The organism is Anaerotignum faecicola, from assembly GCA_024460105.1.
In the GTDB taxonomy this organism is placed as follows: Bacteria; Bacillota; Clostridia; order Lachnospirales; family Anaerotignaceae; genus JANFXS01.
The window spans coordinates 1-722 of record JANFXS010000030.1 but is presented as its reverse complement, the minus strand read 5'-3'; the positions used below and the strand labels follow the sequence as shown (position 1 = coordinate 722).

At 42.7% G+C, this 722-nt stretch carries 2 protein-coding genes; both read left to right on the top strand.

Going from position 1 to position 722, the window contains the following annotated elements:
• A partial coding sequence (locus tag NE664_12555) for a tyrosine-type recombinase/integrase (protein MCQ4727467.1) occupies nucleotides 1–244 on the top strand: 244 nt, incomplete at its 5' end.
• Nucleotides 241–722, top strand: a 482-nt coding sequence (locus NE664_12550; protein ID MCQ4727466.1) for a hypothetical protein, incomplete at its 3' end; no start/stop codon positions are given. The genes NE664_12555 and NE664_12550, both read left to right, overlap by 4 nt.

The following is a 722-nucleotide window of genomic DNA, read 5'->3' as shown; positions in this document are numbered from 1 at the left end:
AACGGCGTGCCGTGGAGCTTTAAAAAGAATACTTGCTGAATATGGATTTGAATTATCTGCTGGTCAGGGCTTTCATATGACACGAAAAACATTTGCCACAAGAATGCTTCGGGCAGACAACAAACTTGATGATATTTCCAATGCTCTCGGACATGCACGTCAGGAAACAGCAGAGGTATATCTTGAACGTGACGAAGATAAAATGAGGCTCTGCCCTCTGGAATTTGGAGGTGTTTTATCATGACATACATTTTTGAGAGCGGTCTGGCACATCATATCGAAGGACTTATACAGCAAAAACGAGCTGATGGATATGCCTATAATTCCGAAGAAAAGCTATTAAAACGCTTTGATACCTTTTGCGTACAGAATTATCCGGAACTGACAACAGTCACCTATGAAATGGCAGCCAAATGGTCAGAAGCCAGACCGGGCGAAGGAGATGCCTATCATAATCGCCGTATGTCGATGGTGAAGGTGCTGAGTGAATATATCCTTTCCCTTGGTCAGGAAGCATACATTCCTAATTTTTTCTGCAAGGCTTACCGTCCGGTTCTTTACATTCCATCAAAAGAGGAAGTTAAGGAACTGCTACAGAAAATGGATATCCGCACGTCTCATAATTCAGAGCAATTTAGACTCGATAGAGAGTGCAAGATTCTTTTTCTCCTATATTTTTGCTGCGGTCTGCGTCTGTCAGAAGGGCGATTGCTAAAATGGGA